This window comes from Lentzea aerocolonigenes (genome assembly GCF_000974445.1).
Lineage (GTDB): Bacteria > Actinomycetota > Actinomycetes > Mycobacteriales > Pseudonocardiaceae > Lentzea > Lentzea aerocolonigenes.
In genome coordinates this window covers 251,828-268,215 of record NZ_BBOJ01000008.1, presented here as the reverse complement: position 1 = coordinate 268,215, position 16,388 = coordinate 251,828, and the positions used below count along the sequence as shown (strand labels likewise).

17 protein-coding genes and 2 tRNA genes are annotated in these 16,388 nt (G+C 67.9%); 8 read left to right on the top strand and 11 right to left on the bottom strand.

The window, feature by feature from the left end; genetic code table 11:
- Nucleotide 1: 1 nt before the first annotated feature.
- Together AOM45_RS17775 and AOM45_RS17770 are read right to left on the bottom strand one after the other, a co-directional pair.
- A complete protein-coding gene (locus tag AOM45_RS17775; protein ID WP_030468174.1) occupies nt 2–1,924 on the bottom strand; it encodes an ABC transporter permease in 1,923 nt (640 codons plus the stop codon).
- Nucleotides 1,924–2,841 carry a quaternary amine ABC transporter ATP-binding protein gene (locus tag AOM45_RS17770; protein ID WP_211262999.1) on the bottom strand — a complete coding sequence of 306 codons (918 nt, stop codon included), beginning with the start codon at nt 2,839–2,841 and terminating at the stop codon, nt 1,924–1,926. Before AOM45_RS17770 ends, AOM45_RS17775 begins: the two co-directional genes overlap by 1 nt.
- 344 nt (nt 2,842–3,185) lie before the next feature.
- On the opposite strand from AOM45_RS17770, the gene AOM45_RS17765 reads away from it, so the two are divergent.
- Nucleotides 3,186–4,127: an ABC transporter substrate-binding protein gene (locus AOM45_RS17765; protein ID WP_051783553.1), complete on the top strand. Its 942-nt coding sequence runs from the start codon at nt 3,186–3,188 to the stop codon at nt 4,125–4,127.
- A 22-nt stretch (nt 4,128–4,149) separates the two neighbouring features.
- Here AOM45_RS17765 and AOM45_RS17760 read toward each other — a convergent pair whose 3' ends face one another.
- On the bottom strand, nt 4,150–5,904 hold the full coding sequence (locus AOM45_RS17760; RefSeq protein ID WP_156093869.1) for a hypothetical protein: 1,755 nt from the start codon (nt 5,902–5,904) through the stop codon (nt 4,150–4,152).
- Nucleotides 5,905–5,923: 19 nt separating this feature from the next.
- Here AOM45_RS17760 and AOM45_RS17755 point away from each other — a divergent pair, with 19 nt between their 5' ends.
- The gene (locus AOM45_RS17755; protein WP_030468178.1) at nt 5,924–6,679 is read left to right on the top strand and encodes an alpha/beta hydrolase family protein; all 756 of its coding nucleotides are present in this window, start codon (nt 5,924–5,926) and stop codon (nt 6,677–6,679) included.
- A 49-nt stretch (nt 6,680–6,728) separates the two neighbouring features.
- Here the strand turns inward: AOM45_RS17755 and AOM45_RS17750 are convergent.
- Nucleotides 6,729–6,802: transfer RNA gene (locus tag AOM45_RS17750), tRNA-Pro, on the bottom strand.
- 64 nt (nt 6,803–6,866) lie between these two features.
- Here AOM45_RS17750 and AOM45_RS17745 point away from each other — a divergent pair.
- From AOM45_RS17745 to AOM45_RS17730, 4 genes are all read left to right on the top strand, one after another.
- Nucleotides 6,867–6,937 (top strand) — tRNA-Gly (locus AOM45_RS17745).
- A 650-nt stretch (nt 6,938–7,587) separates the two neighbouring features.
- Complete coding sequence (locus AOM45_RS17740; protein ID WP_051783555.1) at nt 7,588–7,911, top strand: winged helix-turn-helix transcriptional regulator; 324 nt, start codon at nt 7,588–7,590, stop codon at nt 7,909–7,911.
- Complete coding sequence (locus tag AOM45_RS17735) at nt 7,901–8,236, top strand: VOC family protein (protein WP_030468180.1); 336 nt, start codon at nt 7,901–7,903, stop codon at nt 8,234–8,236. Before AOM45_RS17740 ends, AOM45_RS17735 begins: the two co-directional genes overlap by 11 nt.
- Before the next feature lie 210 nt (nt 8,237–8,446).
- Entirely contained in the window at nt 8,447–8,782 is a 336-nt protein-coding gene (locus AOM45_RS17730) for a histidine triad nucleotide-binding protein (protein ID WP_030468181.1), read from the top strand.
- A 9-nt stretch (nt 8,783–8,791) separates the two neighbouring features.
- On the opposite strand, the gene AOM45_RS17725 is transcribed toward AOM45_RS17730, so the two are convergent.
- Both AOM45_RS17725 and AOM45_RS17720 read right to left on the bottom strand, forming a co-directional pair.
- A complete protein-coding gene (locus AOM45_RS17725; RefSeq protein WP_030468182.1) occupies nt 8,792–9,397 on the bottom strand; it encodes an MBL fold metallo-hydrolase in 606 nt (201 codons plus the stop codon).
- Complete coding sequence (locus AOM45_RS17720; protein WP_030468183.1) at nt 9,394–10,059, bottom strand: 2-phosphosulfolactate phosphatase; 666 nt, start codon at nt 10,057–10,059, stop codon at nt 9,394–9,396. The genes AOM45_RS17725 and AOM45_RS17720 overlap by 4 nt, the downstream gene beginning before the upstream one ends.
- A 27-nt stretch (nt 10,060–10,086) precedes the next feature.
- Between AOM45_RS17720 and AOM45_RS17715 the strand changes: the two genes are divergently transcribed.
- Both AOM45_RS17715 and AOM45_RS17710 read left to right on the top strand, forming a co-directional pair.
- Complete coding sequence (locus AOM45_RS17715; protein ID WP_030468184.1) at nt 10,087–10,536, top strand: ribose-5-phosphate isomerase; 450 nt, start codon at nt 10,087–10,089, stop codon at nt 10,534–10,536.
- Nucleotides 10,536–11,336, top strand: coding sequence for an Fpg/Nei family DNA glycosylase (locus AOM45_RS17710; RefSeq protein ID WP_030468185.1), 801 nt, complete (start codon nt 10,536–10,538; stop codon nt 11,334–11,336). The genes AOM45_RS17715 and AOM45_RS17710 overlap by 1 nt, the downstream gene beginning before the upstream one ends.
- A gap of 57 nt (nt 11,337–11,393) precedes the next feature.
- Here the strand turns inward: AOM45_RS17710 and AOM45_RS17705 are convergent, their stop codons facing one another.
- The 5 genes from AOM45_RS17705 to AOM45_RS17685 form a co-directional block, all read right to left on the bottom strand.
- Nucleotides 11,394–12,119, bottom strand: a complete 726-nt coding sequence (locus tag AOM45_RS17705) for a hypothetical protein (RefSeq protein ID WP_030468186.1) — start codon at nt 12,117–12,119, stop codon at nt 11,394–11,396.
- A gap of 55 nt (nt 12,120–12,174) precedes the next feature.
- On the bottom strand, nt 12,175–13,389 hold the full coding sequence (locus AOM45_RS17700; protein ID WP_030468187.1) for a GNAT family N-acetyltransferase: 1,215 nt from the start codon (nt 13,387–13,389) through the stop codon (nt 12,175–12,177).
- Nucleotides 13,390–13,430: 41 nt separating this feature from the next.
- On the bottom strand, nt 13,431–14,783 hold the full coding sequence (locus tag AOM45_RS17695) for an aldehyde dehydrogenase family protein (RefSeq protein ID WP_035910447.1): 1,353 nt from the start codon (nt 14,781–14,783) through the stop codon (nt 13,431–13,433).
- A gap of 82 nt (nt 14,784–14,865) precedes the next feature.
- On the bottom strand, nt 14,866–15,717 hold the full coding sequence (locus AOM45_RS17690) for a DNA-3-methyladenine glycosylase family protein (protein ID WP_030468189.1): 852 nt from the start codon (nt 15,715–15,717) through the stop codon (nt 14,866–14,868).
- Nucleotides 15,718–15,753: 36 nt separating this feature from the next.
- Entirely contained in the window at nt 15,754–16,362 is a 609-nt protein-coding gene (locus AOM45_RS17685) for a mycothiol-dependent nitroreductase Rv2466c family protein (RefSeq protein ID WP_030468190.1), read from the bottom strand.
- Nucleotides 16,363–16,388 lie beyond the last annotated feature (26 nt).

Genomic DNA, 16,388 nt, shown 5'->3' with positions numbered 1-16,388 from the left:
CCTAGTTGGTCCACCGCTTGGCGGCCGCCTGGGTGAGGCGGTCGAGCATCACGCCCAGCACGACGATCGCGACACCTGCCGCGAGCCCCTTGCCGTACAAATTGCTCTGCGAGAACCCGGCCACGACGTCGTAGCCGAGTGCGCCGGCGCCGACGAGACCGCCGACGACGACCATCGAGAGCACGTAGATCAGTCCCTGGTTGGCGGCGAGGGTCAACGCCCCGCGCGCCATCGGGAGCTGCACCTTCACGATCGTCTGCCACGAGCTGGAACCGAGAGCCGTGGAAGCTTCCACCGTCGCGGGCGAGACCGCGCGGATGCCGTCAGCGATGATCTTGATGGCGACCGGTGCCGCGAACACCACGGCCGCGATGATCGCGGTGAACCGCGAAGCCGCGAACAGCGCGAGGAACGGCACCAGGTACACGAACGCGGGCATCACCTGGCCGGCGTCGAGGATCGGCCTGATGACCCGGTCCGCGCGCCTGCTGCGTCCCATCCACACGCCGACCACGACGCCGAGGATCATCACCATGATCGTGGCGACCAGCGTGGACGCCAGCGTGATCATCGAGTCCTGCCACAGACCGGTCGCGACGAGCAGACCGACACACGCCGCGGACACCACCGCGCACCGGACGCCGCCGATCAGGAACGACAGCGCCACGATCACCAGCGCCACCAGGAACCACGGCGACTCGGCCAGCAGCGCCTGCAACGGGTTGATCAGCGCCCAGGTGACGAAGTCCTTGAAGCCACCCGTGAGCACCGTCAGCGAGTCCTGCGCCCACTCCGTCACGGCCGTCGCGCCCTTGCGGATCGAGCTGCCGATCTCCACTTCGGACGGGAACTCCGCCGCCCACAGGTAGGTGTAGGAGAAGTAGACGGTGACACCTGTCACGCCGAGGCCGCTGAACAACGCCCAGCGCGGAAGCGTGCGGCGTTCGGTCGCGGCGGTCGTCACGCGGTCCAGCACGATCGCCAGCACCACGATCGCGAGGCCCGCGTTGAACGCCGTGCCGACGTCGAGCGTCTGCAACGCCTTCACGACCGTCTTGCCCAGGCCCGGCGCGTCGATCAGCGCGGCGATCGTGACCATGGACAGCGCGGCCATGATCGTCTGGTTCACGCCCAGCACGATGGTCTTGCGCGCGGACGGCAGCAGCACCTTCACCAGCGTCTGCTTCCGAGTCGCGCCAAGGGACTCCGAAGCTTCGACGGTGTTGCGCGGCACCGACCTGATGGCGTGCGCGGTGATCCTGATCGCCGGCGGCGCCGCGTAGATCAGCGTCGCGATCGTCGCCGAAGCGGGACCGATCAGGAAGAACAACGTCAACGGTGCCAAGTAGACGAACGTCGGCATCGTCTGCATGAAGTCGAGCACCGGTGTCATGACCCGGTTGGCCCGATCGGACAGTCCTGCCCAGATGCCCAGCGGAATGCCGATGAGCAACGAGATCACGACGGCGGCGAGCGTCAGCGAGAGCGTGTCCATGCTCTCCTGCCACAACCCCTGCAGGCCCAGGAACACGAACCCCGCGACGGCGAGCAGCGCGACCCGCCAGCCGGCGACCACGAGGCTCACGAACCCCGCGATCCCGACCACGCCGAGCCAGCCGATCACCGGCACCGGCCGCCCGAACGACGGCTGCGCGATCAGGGCCTGGACGAAGGTCACGAACTCGTTGATGACGAGCCGGATCTCGTTGAAGAAGTACAGGAACAGCGGATTGGAGTTCCTGGACGCACCGACCGCGTCGTTGATGCTGTTGATCCACCGGTGCAGCGGCGTCATCGCGGAGGCGTCCAGCGGCAACGTCCCGATGTTGCGCAGGAGCAGCCACAACACCAGCCAGGCGAGCACGATCGCGCCGATGATCAGGGCCTTGCGAGGTAGTTGCCGCGGGGCGGCTACGGCAACCATCACGCCTCCCCGGCCACGACCCCGAGGATCTCCTCGTCAGCCACCACGCCGAGCAGCTCGCCGTCCCGCACGACCTTCACGGGCTTGTCGGCGCTCAGCACGCTGCGCACGGCCTCACGTACGACGGTCTCCGGCGACAGCTCCGGCCCGTCCAGTTCATCCTCGGGACGCGGCGGCCGCATGATCCACTTCAAGGTCAGCACGTGCGAACGCGGAACGTCCTTCACGAAGTCCCGCACGTAGTCGTCCGCGGGGGCTCCGACCAGCTCGTCACCCGTGCCGACCTGCACGACCTGACCGTCACGCATGATCAGGATGCGGTCGCCCAGCTTGAGCGCCTCGCTCAGGTCGTGGGTGATGAAGACCATCGTCTTGCCGACCTCGCGGTGCAGCCTGATGACCTCGGACTGCATGTCGCGCCGGATCAACGGGTCGAGCGCGGAGAAAGGTTCATCGAAGAACAAAACATCTGGATCACCGGCGAGCGCGCGCGCAAGCCCGACGCGCTGTTGCATACCGCCGGACAGCTGATCCGGATAGGACTTCTCGTAGCCCGAGAGGCCCACGAGATCGATCACTTCCTGTGATCGTTCTCCACGTTTCGCCCGCGGTACCCCGCGGATTTCCAGTCCGTAACCGACGTTGTCGGCGACGGTGCGGTGAGGAAGCAGACCGAAGTGCTGGAACACCATGGAGAACTTGTTCCTGCGCAGGTCGCGCAGGCGTTTGGCGTCCGCTTCGAGAATGTTCTCGCCTTCGAACATGATCGTGCCCGCGGTCGGTTCCACCAGTCTCGTGAGACAACGGACCAGTGTGGACTTGCCCGACCCGGACAAGCCCATGACCACGAACATCTCGCCCGGAGCGACGTCGAAGTCCACTCCGCGCACAGCGGCAACGGAACCCGTGCGGTCCATCAGCTCCGACCGTGACAACGACTTCAGCTCGTCCGATGCCACCACTTGAGACGCATTGGAGCCAAACACCTTCCACAGGTCCCTGACCGAAATCACGGGATCCACGCTCAAACCACTCCGACCTGTTGCGGACTGCGCACACCGTTTCTCGATGCGCGACAGCATCGACCTTCACACGGATGCGGTCAAGGGTTACGACGAATGGAGTCCTTTATGGACAACCAATCATCCCATGACTTGACTGGGTCTGAGCGAAGGGGAAAAGCTGAACTGAGCGGTCTCCTGCACCGCTCGTTCCCCTCGACGAGGAGCTGTTCGTGCAAGCCCCCAGAATCGCTCTGGCAATGACATTCGTGTTGACGATTGCCGGATGCGGCGGTGGATCGACGTCGTCGTCACCGCGTTCCAGTTCGGCAACTCCGACCGAGCCCTGCAACTCCATCACCATCGCGGTCAACCCGTGGGTCGGCTACGAGGCGAACGCGGCCGTCATCGGCTACCTCGCCGAGAAGCGCCTCGGTTGCAAGGTGACGAAGAAAGAGGTCGACGAGCAGACCGCCTGGCAGGGCCTCGACTCGGGCGAGATCGACGTGATCCTGGAGAACTGGGGTCACGAGGACTTGAAGCAGAAGTACATCGACGAGAAGCGCACCGCCGTGCGAGTCGGCCCGTCCGGCAACCAGGGCGTGATCGGCTGGTACGTGCCGCCGTGGATGAAGAAGACCTACCCGGACATCACGAACTACCAGAACCTCAACAAGTACGCAGACCTGTTCAAGACCGCGCAGTCCGAGGGCAGGGGCCAGGTGCTTGACGGCGACCCCTCGTACGTGACGAACGACGAGGCACTGGTCAAGAACCTGGGCCTCAACTACAAGGTCGTCTACGCGGGCAGCGAGCAGTCCCTGATCAAGGCGTTCCGGCAGGCCGAGGAGAAGAAGACGCCGCTGATCGGCTACTTCTTCGAGCCGCAGTGGCTGCACCTCGACATCGAGCTGATCAAGGTCGACCTGCCGGAGTACAAGGCGGGCTGCGACGCCGATCCCGCCAAGGTCGCCTGCGACTACCCGGGCTACGACCTCGACAAGATCGCGTCCAAGAAGTTCATGGACAAGGGCGGCCCCGCTGCCCGGCTGATCCAGAACTTCCAGTGGAGCAACGACGAGCAGAACGCGGTCGCGTCGTTCATCGCCAAGTACAAGATGTCGCCGGACGAGGCGGCACGGCGGTGGGTCGAAGCGAACCCCGACCGCGTCGAGGACTGGCTCACCAAGGCCAAGCCGTAGCTGTGAGCTGTAACTCAGTGCCTTAACTCTTACCGCGGGACCACCACTTCTCGTCGGGGCCGGAGATGTCCTCGACGCTGAGCCTGCGGACGGATCCCGCCCGCTTGAGCCGGGCCACCAGCTGATCCTGCCTCTGCGCGAGCCGGCGGTAGATCTCCACCGAGGAGGTCTCCTGCCGGCTCCGCTGTCTTTCCACCGTGCGCCAGTTCCCGAGGAACTCGAGCGTCAGATCGGCGACGGCCTGACCGGCGTGCGCGGTGAGGGTGTCGGCGGGAGAGACGAACCGGCCGGCGTGGAACGCCAGGTTCCTGGTGACGTAGAGCCATTCCAGCACCGCGGCGGCGGTGTCCTCCTGCTCCCGCAACCAGCCCGCGAGGACCTTCGAGTCCGCGAGCCTGCCCTGCCAGAGCTCCACCAGGTCCTGCACCAGCCCGCCCTCGTCCTCGGCCAGCGCCGCGAGGGCCTCCTGGGCTGCGGCGAGCTGTTCGTTCGGGCGGTTGTTGCGGACCAGCACCTCCAGCCAGGCGTCCACGGACCTCAGGTGGTGCTTCACGCCGGTGGTCGGCACCTGCGCGGCGAGCGGCCGGCGCAGCTCGTCGTCGTGGTTGATGACGAGGACGTGCAGGCTGATCAGGTGCTGCCGCAGCATCTGCAAAGCGCACGCCTTCGCCAGCCACGCGATCTTGCTCGGATCCAGCCCGGTCGCCTCCAGCGCACTCCACGCGAGCCCGGCGCTGGCCATCGGCGCGTCGACCTGACGTGCGAGATTCGCCACCCGCATCGCACTGCGCAGCTCCGCCGGCCAGTACGCGGTGAGCGGATACGCGTTGCCGACCGTGCGCCGGTGCTCGGTACCGCGCGTGACCCGCCCACCAGGCCCGCTGACCTGCCAAACGGGCGCGACGTGCAGCTCGGTGAGCCGCTCCCCCGCCGCGTACTGGTCGAGCACCTCGTTGAGGATCCGCCTCCCCCGCAACGCCGCGGTGTGCGTGTCGGCCGCGTTGACCGGCAACCGCACCAGCACCGACGACCCGTTGACGGCGTCCTTCAGGAAGTCGTCCTTCGGCAACCTGTTGCGGTGCAACGGCTCCTGCCGCGCCTCTGGCAGCAGCTCGTCCAGGTGCCGCAACACCCGCGCACCCCGCACGACCAACGCCACGACGTGCCGGCGCGGCTCCGGCCAGAGCACCTCTTCGAGATCACCGGGCTTCTTGAGCCACCGCAACAGATCCGCGCGCAGCTGCCGCCCGTCCCTGCCGTGCACCGCCACCACGACCGCGACCTCCGCGATCATCCTGGCGCGCAACGGAAGTTCGATCCCGTTCCACAGTGGAGTGATCCACCGCTTCACCGCGTCCCCCAACGCCCGCGGGTCGAGCTTCGCGGCAGCCGCGGCCGTGACCTGCGGATCGAGCCTCTGACCATCCGCCGCGATGGCCGCGTCGACGCCGAGGAGAACCCTGCGCGCCCGCGCGAGCTCCCCGGCGCCACCGTGGACGTACGCGGGCTTGGCGGCGTCCACACACGCGAGCGAGGTGGTGATGATGCGCCGCAACAGGTTCCACCGCGGCTGATCCTCAACGGCGTGACTCTCGAGGGCGACCTGCGCACGGGTGACGGCCAGAAACGCGCTGTTGAGCCCGGCCACGTGCTCCCCGAGATGCGCGTCGGGATCGAGAGCCCGCAACACCCCCTGCAACAGCGCCCGCTGCCCCCGGTCGAGCTTCGCGTCGTCGAACGCGTGCCGGAGCCGGGCGTCCAGGTACTGATAGCGCACGTGACGCACCATAGAGGTCATGGACAACCGGAAAGCGGTCTTCGCCGGCATCGACGGCCAGTCGCTGGCAGGCCGGCTCGAACTGCCGCCGGGAGACATCGCCGCGACCGCGGTGTTCGCACACTGCTTCACCTGCGGCAAGGACTCGGTGGCCGCCACCAGGATCTCCCGCGCACTGGCAGCCCGCGGAGTCGCGGTCCTGAGGTTCGACTTCACCGGCCTCGGCCAGTCCGGCGGCGACTTCGCCAACACGACGTTCACCTCCAACGTCGACGACCTCGTCTGCGCCGCAACCCACCTCCGCGACACGATCGGCGCCCCCAGCGTCCTCATCGGACACTCACTCGGCGGCGCCGCAGTCCTCGCCGCCGCACACCAGGTGCCAGAAGTCCGCGCCGTCGTCACGATCGGCGCACCAGCCGACACCGCCCACGTCGAGCACCTGATCGGCTCATCGGCAGCGGAGATCGAGCAACACGGCGTGGCCGAAGTGCAGCTCGCCGGACGCCCGTTCCGAATCAGCCACCACTTCCTGACCGACATCAAAGAACAGAACCAGACCGCGTGCATCGCCGGCCTGCACCGCGCACTGCTCGTCATGCACTCGCCACAGGACGACCTCGTCGGCGTCGACAACGCCAGGACCATCTTCGACGCGGCCCGCCACCCGAAGTCGTTCATCTCACTCGACGGCGCCGACCACCTGCTCACAGGTCGCGCCGACGCCGCCTACGTGGCAGAAGTGCTCGCGGCGTGGGCCAGCAGATACCTGTGAAACCGAAAGCCCCCGACAACAGCCGTTGCCGAGGGCTTTCGTCAACCGATCGGGGCGACAGGATTTGAACCTGCGACCCCCCGCTCCCAAAGCGGGTGCGCTACCAAACTGCGCCACGCCCCGGTTGCAACCAGCTTACCGCCCTGCGTTAAGCTCTTGACCGCAGCCCCTTCCGAGGGGCGGCAACGCGGGCGTAGCTCAATGGTAGAGCCCTAGTCTTCCAAACTAGCTACGCGGGTTCGATTCCCGTCGCCCGCTCGCGGCCGAGGTCGACGTGTGTCTGCGGAGAGCGCAGACCTCGTCGGCCTCTCGTGTTTTTTCTGGGGGCCGAGCCCCCAGACCCCCAGCCGGGGGCTTGCCCCCGGACCCCCATCGCGGGTGGTTGGGTGAGCTGGCGGGGTGCGGTTTCGATGTGCGGTGGGTTCTTACGTGGGGTGTGCGAGCTGCCGGGTGCGGATCCGATGTGCGATGGGTTCTCACGTGCGGTGCATGAGCTGGCCAGGTACGGATCCGATATGCGGTGGGGTTCTCGCGTGGGGTCGTTAGCGGCCGGATTCAGTCGCCATGTGGGGTGCGTGAGGGTGCGGTTCCCATATGGATTGCGTGAGCGAGGTCGGGCCCGGTTCCCACGTGGATGCGTGAGCGGGCAGGTTTGCTCCTTCTTTGGGTGAAGCGGCTGGGCTGCTGGCCTCGTGGTTGCGCGATGCGGGTGACCTGCGGATTTCGTGGTTGCGTGATGACGGTGGCTTGTGGCCTTTGTGCTGCGTGATGCTGGCGGGCTGGGGCCGGAGTGCCGCCACGATCTGTCGTCACGCGTTGCCGGACGCTCCGGAAACAACGATCTTCGCCATGGGCGCGACGGTAGGGTGCGGGGATCCGGTTTCCGCGACGATGCTGGGGGTGAGCAGGTGGAATGCCAGCACGGCGAGCCAACGACCAACGCTGTGGTCGACCTGCCGTACCGCATCGGTGACAAGTCGACGACGCACGTGTTGCGCGGGCTGCCGGTCGTGACTCCCAAAGTGCTCACCGGGACGTTGCGGGCGGTGGAGCGCGACGGCACGGTGGTGCGCGAGGCCTTCGACGAGAACCCGCCGCGCGTCGAGTACGAGCTGACCGCGCGAGGGCGCAAGATGCTCGGACTGCTCGATCTCTGCTGCGACTGGGCCCGAGAGAACTGGGCCGGACAGAACTGGGCACGGGAGAACCTGGTGGACACCGATGCGTCTTGAGCAGATCGTCATCGACAGCAACGAGCCGAGCCGGCTGGTCCGGTTCTGGGCCGAGTTGCTCGGCTGCGAGCCGGTGAACCGCGAGCACGGCTGGGCGCACGTCGAACCGCCCGGCGGCGTGCGGATGTCGTTCCAGCCGGTGCCCGAGCGCAAGGACGTGAAGAACCGGCTGCACCTCGACTTCGAGGTCGACGACATCGAAGCGGCGGTCGTGAAGGCGGTCAACCTCGGCGCGTCACGCGAGGGCGTGGTCGTCACCGACGAGAAGGGCAGCTTCCAGGTCATGCGCGACCCGGAGGGCAACGAGTTCTGCTTCGTCCACTGAGGAAACAGCTGGGGAGCTACTGGACCGCCCGCCAGAGCGCCTCACCGAAGCGGATCGCGAGGACCAGGAGCAGCACGCCGATCGCGAAGCTGATGAGGCACCGCACGACCACCAGCAGCTTGGCGCCTTTCATCCCGACATGATTGATCCCCGGCGGGCGGGAACAACAGAGCCCAATGGAACCAATGCGGCACCCAATAGCATTCAAGGGTGACCAACTGCCTGTTCTGCCGCATCGTCGCGGGCGAGATCCCGGCGACCGTGGTGACGGAGACCGACACCACGCTCGCCTTCCGCGACATCGACCCCAAGGCGCCCACGCACGTCCTGGTGATCCCCAAGGAGCACCATCAGGCGATCGGCGACGTCGACCCGGTGCTCGCGGGGGAGATCCTCGCCACCGCGCACCAGGTCGCGAAGTCCGAGGGCGTCGACGAGTCCGGCTACCGGCTGGTGTTCAACACCGGCAGGGACGGCGGCCAGACCGTCTTCCACGTGCACTGCCACGTCCTGGGCGGACGCGGCCTCACCTGGCCCCCTGGCTAGACCCCGTTGCTACTCGCCGGGGATCTCCATCTCCCGCACGAACTGCGCGTCGACCGGCTTCCCGTGGCCCGGCACGATGATCCGCGGGTTCAGGTCCAGGATCCGATCGAGGACGGCGCGCCAGTTCGAGGGCGTGGCATCCGAACCGGCCTTGGCCTCAGCGCCCTCCTCGACCAGATCGCCCGCGAACACCACGTCCACGTCCGGCACGTGCACGATCACGTCGTGCGAGGAGTGCGCGGGCCCGAAGTGGTGCAGGTCGACCCTGCGGCCGCCGACGTCCAGCGTGACCGTGTCGCGGAACGTGTGCGTGGGCTCGATCAGCTTGCCCTCGAACGGCTCCGAGTAGTACGCGGCACGGCTTTCGAGCAGCTCCTCGTCGACGACGCAGTCCTCGTGCGCCCACACCTCGCACGGCAGGAACGCCTCCGTCGCGAGCACGTGGTCGAAGTGGTTGTGCGTCAACACGATCCGCGACGGGCGGATCTCCTGCGCGAGCGCGTAGTCCATCCCCGAGTCCACGAGCAGCGAATCACCTGAGCCGGTGATGTACCCCAACGTCAGGTCCAGGTCGGTGTGCCGCTTGATGAACACACCGTCGGCGATCTCGATCACCGCAAAACCCCCTCCACCAGTACGGGGACAGCGTTGCTGACCCCGATCTCAACCGCCAGTTCCACGTCCGCGGCATGGCCGTTCTCGATCAGCTCACGTCCCGACCCGCACTTCCGCACGGCGTCCGCGACATCGGTGTTCCTGAACGCCGCGACCGCGAGCTGAACCTCAGGCGACGCGTCACCGGACAACGCAGAAAGCACCGCGCCAGCCCCCAGGTGGTCCTCGACGCACGGCCGCAGCGGCCCGAACTCCCGCGGGCCGGAGTTGAGGATGTCGAGCCCCCACCGTTCACCGGCTGGGATCACGCCGATCGTCTCCCCCAGCTCCTGCGCCCGCTTCGCCACCGCCGAGGCGTTGCGCAGGCAGGCGGCGAGCACGTGGGCGCCGGTCTCGGCGGCGAGGAAGCAGAGGTTCGACCCGTTCGGTGACGGCAACTCGACCAATCCACTCCGACCGACCAGTGATGCTGGTCGCAGTGTTCTCCCCGAAGCCGGCTGCCAACGGGACGGCCGCACCTGACCACCGTTGCCGACGACCAGGTCGACAGACGTCGTGAACGACAGCACGTCGACGACAACCAGCACGTCACAGTCCCGCAGCGCGTCGACGCCTTCGGGCCCCCATTCCAGCCTCAGCTGGTACCCCTCTTGGCTGAACACACCCACCAGCGTGTCAGACTCCCGGACGTGCGCGTTTATCTGGCAGCAGACCACGCGGGCTTCGAGCTGAAGTCCCACCTGTCCACCGCTCTCAAGGAGCAGGGTTACGAGGTCGTCGACGTCGGCGCCCACGAATACGACGCCCAGGACGACTACGTCTCGTTCTGCACCGACGCCGCCGAGAAGGTCGTGGCGGACCCCGGCAGCCTCGGCGTGGTGATCGGCGGCTCGGGCAACGGCGAGCAGATCGCCGCGAACAAGGTGAAGGGTGCCCGCGCCGCGCTCGCCTGGAACACCGACACCGCCCAGCTCGCCCGCGAGCACAACGACGCCAACCTCGTCGGCATCGGCGCCCGTCAGCACTCCACCGAGGAGGCGACGGCGATCGTCTCGGCGTTCCTCAAGACGCCGTTCTCGGGCGAGCCGCGGCATCAGCGCCGCATCGACAAGGTCAGCGCCTACGAGAACAAGGCCTGATGCCCGAGGGCCACACGCTGCACCGCCTCGCGCGGCTGCACCAGCGCCGGTACGCGGGCAGGCCCGTGTCCGTCTCCAGTCCGCAGGGACGCTTCGCGGCGTCCCTCGTGGACGGACGGAAACTCGTCCGCGCCGAGGCCCACGGGAAGCACCTGTTCCACGTGTACGGCCCGGACGCGGTCGTGCACGTCCACCTCGGCCTGTACGGGACGTTCACCGAGTCACCGCTGCCCGTCCTGCCACCGGTCGGACAGGTCAGGATGCGGATGGCCGGCGAGACGCACTGGACGGACCTGCGCGGCCCCACCGCGTGCGAGGTGCTGAACAAAGACGAGGTCAAGGCCATCCGGGAACGGCTCGGCCCCGACCCGTTGCGCAAGGACGCCGACCCCGACCGCGCCTACGAGCGGATCATCCGGTCGAAGCAGCCGCTCGCCGTGCTGCTGATGGACCAGAAGGTCCTCGCGGGCGTCGGCAACGTCTACCGCGCCGAGGTGCTGTTCCGGCACAACGTGAACCCGCTGCTGGTCGGCAACAAGGTCAGCCGCGAGCTGTGGGACGCGATGTGGGACGACCTGGTCGTGCTGATGAAGGACGGCGTGAAGGTCGGGCAGATCAACACCGTCCGCCGCGAGCACATGCCGCGGGCCATGGGTCGTGCGCCGCGCGTGGATCGGCACGGCGGTGAGGTGTACGTCTACCGCCGTGCCGGTGAGCAGTGCCTGATCTGCGGCACCGAGGTCATGACCACGGAACTGGCAGCTCGCAACCTCTTCTGGTGCCCTGCCTGCCAGCCCTGAGAAAAGTTCGGCGGGGTGGTTTGGGGTGCGGCTGGAAAGTGCTCAGTTCGTGAGCACTTAAAAATCGAACCCGCCCATGTCGCCGAAGTCGAAGCCACCGGCGTCGCCCACGTCCGCGACACCGCCCATGTCGCCACCGAAGTCGCCCATACCCATGTCCGCCATGCCGTAGTCACCGACTCCGTGCATACCGGAGAACATGGCGTCCATCAGCAGAAACGTGCCCACGCCCCATGCACCGGCCACCAGCGCGGGCTTCCACCACGGCTCGGAGTACCAGCCACGCGGCACCGGGCGCCCAGCGACCATGCCACCGGGGTAGTAGTAGGGCGTGCCGGCGCCGGACTGCGGCGACGCGGCGTACTGGTGGCCCTCGACGCTGACCTGGCGGTCCTCGCTCACGGCACCCGCCTGCCGCTGCCCGGCGCTCTCGGGCAGCGCGGGTCCGGGGTCCATGCCCATGGCCTCACGCGCCGCGCGCACGTAGTGCAGACCTTCCATCGCGGTCTCGGTGACCAGCCGCGCCTGCGGAATCGTGCGGGCCTGCTCCATCTGCGAGCCGGCCGCGGTGAAGCGCTCGGACGCGTCCGCCAGCGCCTGCGTGGACGCGGAGTTGGTGCCCGTGAGGCTCATCACCTGCCCGCCGAGCCGCTCGACCCAGCGACGCGCCTCCGCCTTGGCGTCGTCGAGCTCACGCGCCTTGCGCGCGTTGCTCTGACTGACCAGGTAGAACACCCCTGCGACCAGCAGTACCAGCACGACAACCCACACGACGGTGCCCACGGTTACCTCCCACACCAGGTAAACCGTCAACGAGTGGACGGCGGGCGTAGTTCCGTCAGAACACCTCAGGGCAATGCGGCTCCTGCGTGTCGATGAACGCCAACGTCAACATGTCCACGTGTCCTGGTGTGTGTTCCACCACGCGGTGTGCACGCTTGAGCACGGAAAGCCGTACACCGCCGAGGAAAACACTGCCGAGTGCGGCCGCGTCGAGAGAGACGTCCGCCGGATCCTCGGTGCGGGTGACGACCGCCTCACCACCCTTGACGGTGAAGCGCCAGCGGCCGGAGTTCCACGGGCAGAACGAGTCCTCGACCTCGATCACACTGTCCACATCGGACGAATAACGCCGCAGCGGCAGCGCGCGGTCGACGTCGACGATTCGCAGCCACAGCGCATCGCCGAGGTCACGGCTCACCTGCCGCGGGTTGTCGACCATGTGCAGGATCGGGTCGTCGGCGGCGGTGTAGAAGGAGATCTCGGCCGTCAGATCGGTGTCGAGCAGGAACCGGTACAGGTCCGCGTACGCCTGCTCGGTCTCGCACACCAGCTCCCGCACGTGCAGCTCGTCCTGCGGCCCGCGCGGACTGCGGCCGCCCTTGACCCGGAACACGACGTACCCCTCGGGGTGCAGGCAGTAGCGGTACGCGGTGAGTCCGTCGCGGTCGACCTCGCGGTCGGCGAGCTGCACGTCCCACGTCGCCTCGACGCGGTTCAGCCAGCCGACGCGCGTGCGGCGCACCCGGTCGTGCATCTCGCGCATGAACGGCATCGCCTCTTCGCGGCTCACCTGCCGGATGCGGGTGCCGCTCACCGGGACGCCGGGGTGGAACGCCACCCGCGTCGGCATCGTCATCCGGTTGAGGCTGGTGGCGAGCTCGCCGTAGCCGAACCGCCGGTAGATCGAGCCCTCCGAGGCCCAGAGGATCGCGATCGGCTCGCCCGACTCGTGCATGCCGTGCAGCTGGGTCTTCATCAGCAACGTCGCGACGCCCCGGCGCCGGTGACCGGGCTTGACCGTGACGACGGTGACCGCGCCGGCCGGTGCCTGAAGACCACCCGGAACGGTGATCTCGCGGGTCAGAATGCCTGCGGTGCCGATGATCTCGTCGCCGTCGAGGACCGCGTGCGCGCGGTCGTGCTCGATCACCTTGAGCCACTTGCTGTCCACGCCGCGGGGGTCGTCGTTGAACGCCCACGCCATCACCCGTTGGAACTCGGGGATGTCGGATTCGGTGATGGTCCTGATGCTCAGCGCCGAGTCAGCCATGGCAGCAGTGATACGCCGCCACGGCATTACTCGCAGCTCAATTAACGCTGGACCGACTTGATCTCGCAGAACTCGTCCAGGCCGAACCTGCCGAACTCGCGGCCGTTGCCCGACTGGCGGTAGCCGCCGAACGGCGCGCTGGTGTTGAACGCGGCGGCGTTGATGTCGACCTGACCGGTCCGCAGTCGCTTGGCCACCCGCAACGCCCTGTCGGTGTCGGCGGAGAACACGCCACCCGCCAGGCCGTAGATGGTGGAGTTCGCGATCCGCACCGCGTCGTCCTCGTCCGCGTACGGCATGACCGACAGAACCGGCCCGAAGATCTCCTCCTGGGCGATCGTCATCTCCGGCGTGACGTTGCCGAACACCGTCGGCATGACGTAGAACCCTTGCGGCAGAGGCGATTCCGGCCCACCGGCGGCAAGTCGCGCGCCCTCCTCGACACCCTTGCGGATGTAGCCGATCACGCGGTCGCGCTGAGCCTTCGACACGGCCGGTCCGATGCGGGTGGCCGGGTCCGCAGGGTCTGCCGGGGTGTACTTGGCCGCGGCCTGGGCAGCCAGTTCGACGGCCTCGTCGTGGCGGTCAGCGGGCACGAGCAGCCTGGTCCACGCGCTGCACGCCTGGCCGTTGTTCATGAACGAGTTGGCGACCGCGATCTTCACCGCCCGGCCGAGGTCGGCGTCGTCGAGCACGATGCACGCCGACTTGCCGCCGAGCTCCAGTGCGACCCGCTTGACCGTCTCGGACGCCACCGCGGACACCCGGCGTCCGGCCTTGGTCGAGCCGGTGAACGACACCATGTCCACGTCCGGGTGCGCTGCGAGCGCCTCACCGACGACCGGCCCGGTGCCGTGGACGAGGTGGAACACGCCCGCCGGCACGGCGTCCACGACGATCTCGGCGAGCAGGTCGGCGGTCTTGGGCGCGAGCTCGCTCGGCTTGAGCACCACGGTGTTGCCCGCGGCGAGTGCCGGCACGACCTTCGCGACCATCTGCTGCAACGGGAAGTTCCACGGCGTGATGGCGGCGACGACACCGATCGGCTCGCGGAAGATCAGCGAGTTGCCGATCTCCTCGGGCTCGAAGTAGCCGCTCTCCAGCACGTCCGCGACGCCCTCCGCGATGGCGATCGGGTTCGCGACCTGGACCTTCTGGCTGAACGTGATGGGCGTGCCCATCTCGGTGGTCATGGTGGCGGCGAGCTCGCCCGCGCGCTCCTTGAGGCCTTCGACGATGGTGCGGACGATCTTCGCGCGCTCGTCCACCGAGGTCTGCGACCACGCCGGGAAGGCGGCCACCGCGGCGGCCACGGCCGTGTCGACGTCGGCCGGTGTGCCTTCGGCGAGCGTGCCGACGACTTCCTCGGTGGCGGGGTTGACGACCTCGATCACGAGAGCCCTCCAGGCGGATGTGACACCTAATGCGCTGACGGGCTCCAGAGTGTCACATCGGGTCGCGGTGCACGAGGGCACCTCACCCACTCGAAGCCGCCACCACACCCGCGAGCCGCCGTTCCCGCAGCACCCTCAGGTGCACCGCCGCCCACGTCCGGTACGGCCGCCACGCCTCGGACACCTCGGTCAACGGCCGCCCGTACCGGTGAGCCACCTCGTCGGTCAGCCGGGACTCGTTGTGCGGCACGGCATCCGGCGCGTTCGCCCCGCGCAGCACGACCAGCTCGGCGGCGAACGGGCCCAGCCCCTTGACCTGCTGCACGGCCAGAACGGCCGCCGCGGGTTTCATCGAGCGCAACGTCACGGCGTCCAGCAGACCGTCGAGCGCCGCCTCGGCCACCGCGCGCAGGTACTCGGGCTTGCGGCCCGGCAGGTCCAGAGAAAGCCCCAGCAGCTCGGCCGGTGCCGGGAACACACCGTCACGGGACAGCGAGGCCTTCAGGGCCGCCGCCTGCGACACGCGGATCCGCTGCGACAGCACCGACCAGGCCGCGGCCTCGTACGGCGAGTAGAAGCCGCACGGCCGCAAGCCGGGTAACGAGGCCTGAGCGGCGGCGATCACCGGATCGCGCGCGCCCACCTCAGGCCAGGCCCGGCCGTCGACGTCCAGGGACAGGAACCGGCTCACCTGCGCCGCGGCCAGGTCGAGGTCACCGTCACCGTCACCGGACAGGGCCAGCACAGCTGTGGCGCCGCGCTGGGTCACGGAGACCGAAGCACGACGCCACTCACCCTCGACCAGGAACGTCGCCTGCAGCGCCTCGCCTTCGCGCGCAGGCAACGCCGACGGCGTGAAGCCCTCCCAGAAGGCCCGGGACGTCGCCAGCGACCAGGACCCCTGCACTGCGACTTCGACGTGGTGGTGTGCCATGTCCAAGGACGTTAGCGAGCACCACCGACAAAAAACTCAGCTGAAGTCCAGCTCGCCCGACCTCGTGCGCTTCAGCTCGAAGAAGTGCGGGTAGCCGGCGAGCAGCCGGGCGCCGTCGAAGATCTTGCCGGCTTCCTCGCCCCGCGGGATCTTCGTGAGCACCGGGCCGAAGAACGCCACGTCGTCGATGTGGATGGTCGGCGTGCCGACGTCCATGCCGACCGGGTCCATGCCGCGGTGGTGGCTCTTCTTCAGCTCGTCGTCGAAGTCGGTCGACGTCGCGGCGTCCGCCAGCTCGGCGGGCAGCTCGGCGTCGGCCAGCGCCAGCTTGATGACCTCGTCGAAGTTCTTGTTGCCCTCGTTGTGGATCCGGGTGCCCATCGCGGTGTAGAGGCGCGGCAGCACCTCGTTGCCGAACTTCTGCTCGGCGGCGATGGCGACGCGGACCGGACCCCAGCCCTTGGTCATGAGCTCCTTGTACTGCTCGGGCAGGTCGCGGCCCTCGTTCAGCACGGAAAGACTCATCACGTGGAAGCTCAGGTCGATCTCGCGGACCTTCTCCACCTCGAGGATCCACCGGGAGGTGATCCAGGCGAACGGACAAAGAGGGTCGAAGTAGAAGTCGACCTTCGCCTTGTCGGCCATGCGTGCCCCTTCAGTCGCGTTCTGTC